At 67.3% G+C, this 6,264-nt stretch carries 6 protein-coding genes; 1 reads left to right on the top strand and 5 read right to left on the bottom strand.

The window, feature by feature from the left end; translation table 11 throughout:
- Positions 1-209: 209 nt before the first annotated feature.
- Positions 210-2,486, top strand: a complete 2,277-nt coding sequence (locus QZ213_RS04535) for a ComEC/Rec2 family competence protein (RefSeq protein WP_291684864.1) — start codon at positions 210-212, stop codon at positions 2,484-2,486.
- A 114-nt stretch (positions 2,487-2,600) separates the two neighbouring features.
- On the opposite strand, the gene QZ213_RS04540 is transcribed toward QZ213_RS04535, so the two are convergent.
- From QZ213_RS04540 to glp, 5 genes are all read right to left on the bottom strand, one after another.
- Entirely contained in the window at positions 2,601-2,837 is a 237-nt protein-coding gene (locus tag QZ213_RS04540; protein ID WP_291684865.1) for a hypothetical protein, read from the bottom strand.
- Complete coding sequence (locus tag QZ213_RS04545; protein WP_291684866.1) at positions 2,834-3,046, bottom strand: hypothetical protein; 213 nt, start codon at positions 3,044-3,046, stop codon at positions 2,834-2,836. The genes QZ213_RS04540 and QZ213_RS04545 overlap by 4 nt, the downstream gene beginning before the upstream one ends.
- 118 nt (positions 3,047-3,164) lie before the next feature.
- Positions 3,165-3,593, bottom strand: a complete 429-nt coding sequence (locus tag QZ213_RS04550; RefSeq protein ID WP_291684867.1) for a hypothetical protein — start codon at positions 3,591-3,593, stop codon at positions 3,165-3,167.
- 307 nt (positions 3,594-3,900) lie between these two features.
- Positions 3,901-4,602, bottom strand: a complete 702-nt coding sequence (gene lexA / locus QZ213_RS04555; protein ID WP_291684868.1) for a transcriptional repressor LexA — start codon at positions 4,600-4,602, stop codon at positions 3,901-3,903.
- 209 nt (positions 4,603-4,811) lie between these two features.
- A complete protein-coding gene (gene glp / locus QZ213_RS04560; protein WP_291684869.1) occupies positions 4,812-6,023 on the bottom strand; it encodes a gephyrin-like molybdotransferase Glp in 1,212 nt (403 codons plus the stop codon).
- Between the last annotated feature and the right edge of the window lie 241 nt (positions 6,024-6,264).

Here is a 6,264-nt window from a genome sequence, read left to right on the forward strand (position 1 = left end):
CGCGCTTTGCCCTCGCGCTCGCAAAGGAAGTGGTGCGCGAGGCAGGAGCCCTCGCTCGGCAAGAAGCGCGGGAGCCCTGATTGGTTCGTGAAGCGGCCGTCCGAGACGCCGCCCGTCTTTCCCCAAAATTCTGCATTCGTTCCGGCTATCCGCCCCGTCGCACCTTCCGATAGCATCGGGGTCCGGACGGGATCAGTGGGTGTACCGGGATGGCGGAGCGGGGCAGGGTCCAGACGCAGGGGATCGCGGGGACATGGCCGCCGCGCGAGGCGGCGCGGGCCGGCGGCTTCGCTCCCTCCGGTCTTGGCTCCTGGTCGTCATTCGCCGCGAAACTGCGCGAATGGGTCCGCGCCGAGGCCGGCGCCGGGCGGCTGTTGCCTTGGGTTCCCGTGGCATTCGGCACCGGCATCGCGTTCTATTTCGCCGCCGATCATGATCCGGTCTTGTCGGTGGCCGCCGTCACCGCGGCGGGGCTTTGCCTGGCGGCGTTTCTGCTGCGGCGGCAGAAGTTGTTTCCTGTCGCTGTCATGATCGCCGCGATAGCCGCGGGTTTTGCCACGGCGACCTGGAAGACGGCGCGGATCGCCCACGGCGTGCTGGCGCGGCCGATGTACTCGGTATCGCTGACCGGTTTTGTCGAGTCCCGCGATATCCGCGAGCGCACCGATCGCTTTGTCCTGCGCGTCGCGTCGATGGAAAGCCCGCGCTCGCAGATAAGACTGGAGCGCGTCCGGCTGTCGGTGCGTAAGGGCACCGCGCCCGCGGTCGGCAGCTTCGTCGAATTGAAGGCGCGGCTGCAGCCGCCGCTCTCCCCGATGCGGCCCGGCAGCTACGATTTCGGCCGCGACATGTATTTTCAGGGTATCGGCGCCTCCGGTTTTGTCACCGGCGCGATCAAGGCCACCGAGCCGCCCGAGAGCGGCGGGCTGTCGCTGGGTTACGCCGCCTTCATGCAGAACCTGCGCGACGCGATCGATGCGCGGATCCGGACCACGCTTGACGGCGACAAGCGCGCGATCGCGACCGCGCTGTTGACCGGCCGCCGCGACGCGATCACGACACCGGTCAACGACGCCATGTTCATCTCCGGGCTCGGCCATGTGCTGTCGATATCGGGCTATCACATGGCGGTCGTCGCCGGCGTCGTATTCTTCGCCGTGCGTGCGCTGCTGGCGCTGATCCCGGCGCTCACGACGGGATTTCCGATCAAGAAATGGTCGGCGGCGGCGGCGCTCGCCGCCGCGCTGTTTTATCTGTTGCTGTCGGGCGCCGAGGTCGCCACCCAACGTTCGTTTTTCATGACGGCGGTGGTCTTGATCGCGGTCATGGTCGACCGCCGCGCCATCACCTTCCGCACGCTCGCGGTCGCGGCGATGATCGTGCTGGCGATTGCGCCGGAAGCGCTGGTGCATCCGAGTTTCCAGATGTCGTTCGCGGCCACGCTTGGGCTGGTGGCGCTGGTGCAGATCGGCATGCCGCGTTTGTTCGCCTCGCCCGACAACTCGGCAACCGCGAAGGTGGCCCTGTGGGGCGGGCGGGAGATCATGACGCTGGCGCTGGCCTCGCTGGTGGCGGGGCTCGCGACCACGCCCTACGCCGCCTTCCATTTCCATCGCGTGACGCCCTATGGCGTGCTCGCCAATCTGGCGGCGATGCCAGTGGTATCGGCGCTGGTGATGCCGGCGGGCCTGCTCGGCCTCGCCGCGATGCCCTTCGGCTTCGACGGCGTGTTCTGGTGGCTGATGGGCCTCGGCATCGACTGGATGATCGCGGTGACGCAATGGGTGGCGAACCTGCCCGGCGCCATCGGCCGCATGGCCGCGTTCGGGATCGGGCCGCTGATCGCGGCCAGCATCGGCATCGTCCTGCTCGGCCTGTTGCGGACGCCGCTGCGCTGGTCGGGCGCGGCCGTGCTGGCGGTTTCGGTGATCTGGGCCGTGGTGGTGCCGCAGCCGGATGTCCTGATCTCCGCCGACGGCCATAATGTCGGCGTCCGCGGCCCGGACGGGCGGTTGCATCTGATGCGGAGCGCCAAGGATGCGTTCCTGCTCAAGGAGTGGCTCGCCGCCGACGCCGACCCGAGGCTGCCCACCGATGCCTCGCTCGCCGACGGCGCCTCCTGCGACGAGGCCGGCTGCGTGACGCCGATGGCGGGCGGCGGCATGGTGGCGCTGGCGCTCAAGCCCGAAGCGCTGGCGGACGATTGCGAGCGCGCCGCGCTGGTGGTGACAGCGCGGCTGGCGCCGCCGGACTGTCCATCCGCCGTGATGTCGGGCGATCGCTTGCGCGGGCAGGGCGCCACCGCGCTGTGGCGGAGGCGCGACGGCTTTGCCGTCGACGCGGTCAGGCTGCGCGGCGTCGACCGGCCTTGGTCGCCCGCGGTCGCGGGCGCTGCGGAGACCGAGACGACACTGGCGCCGCGTCCGGCCGCCGCGCGGCCGGTCGACGCCACGCCGGCGGAAGCGGATCAGCAGCCGGAGGATTGAGGCTGCTCCGCCATTCCGGGGGGCGCATAAGCGCGAACTCCGATATGCAATTGCACATCGGAGAATCCTTGGATTCTGGGTTCGGTGCTTCGCACCGCCCCGGAATGACGCCCCTTATTTCTCCGTCAGCGAATGACTATCCTTGAGCTCGAACGTGCCCAGGTGAAATTCCTCATTGTCGTCGGTGGCGGTCGCTGACGCCGTCTTGACCAGCGCGAACACTGCGTCCGGGAATTGCTCCCAGACCGCAAGATCCTCCGCTGCGACCGTCAGCCAGCCGAACCTGAACATGTATCGGCCGGGTGCGGTGACGTGCCCGATTTGCTGCCAGCTGACCTTGTTGACGCTCAATCATTTCCCCCTTCGGCATCCCGCAACCGGTCGGGCCGCGAGGCGGAGATTGAAGCCTCCCGGCGGGCCGCGAGCAAGGCGCCACTCGCCCGCATTTCGAAGGCATCCAGCTGCAAGGCGAACGTCGCCAGCGCGAGCCGTAGATTATGCAGCTCTTGGGCGCGCGCGTCCTCCCCGTGCCCCATCGTCAGCCCCGCTCTGTCGGTCATGCCTTGTCAGTCCAGCCTTGTCGGTTCAGCCTGCCAGTCCAGCCCGTCCGGTTGGGCACGCACAAAATTCCCCGCCGGCCGAAACCGGCGGGCATTCGAGCGATCCGTTGAATTCATTTCAGCCGGCGGAAAGCGGCGTCGGCGTTGTCGCGACGGCGGCAGCGGGTCGCGCCCGTTCGGTCGCCGGCTGCGCCACCACGGGCAATTGCAGTACGGTGGCGCGCTGGCCTTCGCAGAGCAGTGTCACCAGCACATGGGTGTCGTCAGGAAACCCGATCGCGTCATGATGACGGTCCGGCACATGGCGGTCGATCTGGACGAATTTGCCGACGCGGAAACCGACCTCGCGGGTCCAGATCCAGCGGTTGTCATATCTGACGTTCTTGGCGAACGCGAGTTCCGTTCCCGGGAGCATGCACACCGCGACATTGGGGTCGCTCTCGCTGGCGAAACCGCGTGTCGAAGTGCCGGGGAATGTCGTGGTGATCAGCGTCTCTCCGACCTTGGCCGGTCGCGTCGCTACAGCGTGCAGACTATAGTCACACATCGGATCGCTCCTCGTTCGAGATAGCCAACCGGCGCCGCTGAGAGGCGCAGGCCTCTATCAGAGTGGACAGTAGAGGAGGAGCTTTTGCCCGCTTGTGGGCAATTGTGCGGCCCGGGTCTTCGACCCCAATCACAAATGCGTTTTTGCGTGCTCCAGCATTCCGGGGCGCGGCGAAGACGCGAACCCGGAATCTCGAGATTCCCCGATGCGCAATTGCGCATCTGAGGTCTGGTCCTTCGGACCATCCCGGAATGACGCCGTGTAACGGCTCGTCCCGGAATTACGAGCATTCCCGCCCAAACGTCGCTCAGTACTTCCGGTACAGCCCGATAAGCTTGCCCTGAATCTTCACCCGGTTCGGCGGCAGGATGCGGACTTCATAGGAGGCGTTGGCCGGTTCCAGCGCGATCGAGGCGCCACGGCGGCGGAAGCGTTTCAGGGTTGCTTCCTCGTCGTCGATCAGCGCCACCACGATGTCGCCGGTATCGGCGGTCTCGTTGCGCTGGATCAGCGCCATGTCGCCGTCGAGGATACCGGCATCCACCATCGAGTCGCCGCGCACCTCGAGCGCGTAATGTTCGCCGGAGCCGAGCATGTCCGGCGGCACGCTGATTGTGTGGCTGCGGGTCTGCAGCGCCTCGATCGGCGTACCCGCGGCGATGCGGCCCATGACCGGCACGGCCACCGGGCGCTCGCCATCGCTCTCCGAACCGCTGCTGCTGGACCGCACCTTGCCGAGCGTGCCCTCGATGACGCTGGGCGTGAAGCCACGGCGGCTGTTGGCGCCGCCCGACAGCTCCGGCAGCTTGATGACCTCGATGGCGCGGGCGCGGTTGGGCAGGCGGCGGATGAAGCCGCGCTCTTCCAGCGCCGTGATCAGGCGATGGATGCCGGACTTCGAGCGCAGATCCAGCGCGTCCTTCATCTCGTCGAAGGAGGGCGGAACGCCACTTTCCTTCAGGCGTTCGCTGATGAATCGCAGGAGTTCATATTGTTTGCGCGTGAGCATCTCGACCAATCCCCAATTTGCTTAAGCTCAGGCCTGACAGGGGCCGCTCGATTTCGGGTCTCGAAATCAGCACTCCGGAGTCAGGTGACGTTCACTCGTAGACACCAGCACTCGAAACAAATCATGAACGAACACTATATGTTCCATATGTGTTCCGCAACCACTTAATTTTGGGTCAACGAAATCCGCTTTTGCCCCGACGGAAAGGGTCAGGCCGGCAGCCGCAGGATGTCGCAAGCGGAGCCGGCCAGAGCCTTCGGCGCGAACGGCGGACGGATCACTAATGCCCGTGCCGCAGCGAGATTTCCAAGCAGCGAGGAATCCTGATGGTCGACCGGAATGGCGATCAGCGCGCCGTCGCTGCGCCGCTCCAGCCGGGCGCGCAGATAATCTTCGCGCACATCGTTGGCGCCGACATCGCGGCCCAAGAGCGCGGTCTCATGGGCGTGTTGGACCGCCGATCGCCCGGACAAAGCGCGAATCAAGGGCACCAGGAACAGAAAGCCGCAGACATAGGATGACACGGGATTGCCGGGCAGGCCGATCACCCGCATCGCGCCCAACCGCCCGTGCATCATCGGCTTGCCTGGCCGCATCGCGATCTTCCAGAACGCCATTTCGACGCCCTCGGCTTCCAGCGACCGCTTGACGAGGTCGTGGTCGCCGACCGAGGCGCCGCCGGTGGTGACCAGGATATCGGCGGCTGCGTCGCGGGCGCGGCGGATGCCGGCCACGGTGGCGTCCAGCGTGTCGGCGGCAATGCCGAGATCGATCACCTCGGCACCCTCGTGGCGGGCCAGCGCGCGCAGCGCGTAGCCGTTGGAATAGACGATCTGCCCGGGGCCGGGGGTTTTCCCCGGCATCACCAGCTCGTCGCCGGTGGCGAGCAGCGCGACCCTGGGCCGCCGGCGCACCGGCAGTTCGGGATGGTTCATGCCGGCGGCCAGCGACAGATCGCGGTCGGTGAGGCGGATACCCCGGGCCAGCAGTACGTCGCCCGCGCGAAAGTCGATTCCCGCAGGCCGGATATGCCGGCCCGGCCGCGCGGCTTCGGTGAGGGTGACATAGCCAGCATCGGCCACGGTATCTTCCTGGATCACGACGGCGTCGGCGCCGACGGGGATCACGCCGCCGGTGAAGATCCGCACGGCCTCGCGGGCGCCGAGCGCCCTGTCGAACGGCCGGCCGGCCGCGACCTCGCCGATCACCTTCAGACGGGTCCCGGGGGCAGAGGCCTCGGCCGCACGCACCGCATACCCGTCCATCGCCGACATCGCCTGCGGCGGCTGGGTGCGGAGAGCCGGAACGTCGCGCGCCAGCACCCGGTGAAAGGCCGCGTCCAGCGCAACCATTTCCTCCGGGCACGGCTCGGCGCCCGCAAGAACCGCGCTCAGCGCCTCGGTAACCGGCATCAGTGCCACGTCGTCACTCCTCGATCCCTGGGCCAGGTTTCGCGGCCGGATCGTCGCGTGCCTTCTAACGGAGAGCGCGCGCGGAGGCAAAAGGCGTTGGCAGAGGACGGCACCAAAATCGAACGATGCACGCCTTGCTGCCGGATCGGCGTGACGCGGGCGTGCAGCCGCAACCGGGCTCGGGAACCGCCCGGCATTCCGGCGCAATTGCTAGGCGAGAAGCCGGAATTCGAGTCTTGCGAGACTGTCG

It is taken from the genome of Bradyrhizobium sp. (assembly GCF_017881085.1).
Taxonomy (GTDB): domain Bacteria; phylum Pseudomonadota; class Alphaproteobacteria; order Rhizobiales; family Xanthobacteraceae; genus Bradyrhizobium.